This is a genomic window from Blautia sp. ZXY-1-C6 (assembly GCF_056339875.1).
Window position 1 is genome coordinate 1 of sequence record NZ_JBWJVQ010000076.1, and the last position, 1,082, is coordinate 1,082.

The window sequence follows — 1,082 nt, forward strand, 5'->3', positions numbered from 1 at the left end:
TCTTAATGGTAATATCACTGCCACTGCCGCCGTAACCGCCGCCACCAATTCCGGCACCATCCGTAGAACTAGCAGTTACAGAACTATTATTAATGGTAATATCACTGCCAGCGCGTCCCTTGCTGCCACCAATTCCAGCACCATACTTAGAACTAGCAATTACAGAACAACTATCAATAAAAATATTACTGCAAGAGCCGGAGCCGATATAGCCGCCACCAATTCCGGCGCTATCCCCATCGATACTACGAGCATTTAAGATTCCTGCAGTAGCGTCTGAATCATTGGTTTTTATTATAAGCTGAGCTTTGTTATCTTTCTGTAAACCGGCATAGTGGTTATTCTTTGTTATAAGACTATTTGTGCCTGTTAAATGGATAGTGACTGCAGCCTTCACCTCTCCCTTTATTTGCAATGCCGGACCAGCAGATGTTTTGATATTTACGTTATCAAGATAAATGTTGATGTTGTCTTGCTCTGAAGTATTCGTTCCATCAACCACAATTCTATTTGCCGTTTCCTGGTTACTGCATGTGAATTTGTAATCTCCTGCCGAAGTTATAGTATAAACTCCGCCCGCAATATCATTAATTAAATCAATTGGTTTAATCTGTGCATTTTCCGCAGCAGCCATTGCCTCATCGGGGGCATCATTAAATTCAGGAACCTCTTCTGAACTGAATACAGACAGTTCCTCATCTGTCTCTCCTGCCGCTTCCTGCTCTTCATTGGTAAAAATCTCCGGAGTTTCTTCCTCAGACACTACATCCTGATTTCCGGAAGTAAATTCTTCCGCAAATATGGTCTGGGGGGCATATTTGTAGAACACAATGCAAGTGCCAGAATCCCGGCTAATAACTTTTTCCTCATACTTTCCACCTTTCCTTTCTTTATACATGATCTTCTGCATCTTGACTCTTTTATCCTCTTTTTTTGAATTTGATACATAATGCGGTAATCACGACTGCCGCAGTAAAGGAAATGACAGCCACCAACACATAGCCGCCTGCGTCCTCATGCAGCAGAATTGTGCCGTACATTCCCGTAACGTTTATTGGCTGGCTTTGCATTATCCCCATTGC

General features: G+C 42.7%; 1 protein-coding gene. It reads right to left on the minus strand.

Annotated features, from left to right (window positions below; genetic code table 11):
• Positions 1-910 (minus strand): carbohydrate-binding domain-containing protein (locus AC075J_RS02895; RefSeq protein WP_476389967.1); only part of this gene is annotated, 910 nt, incomplete at its 3' end.
• Positions 911-1,082 lie beyond the last annotated feature (172 nt).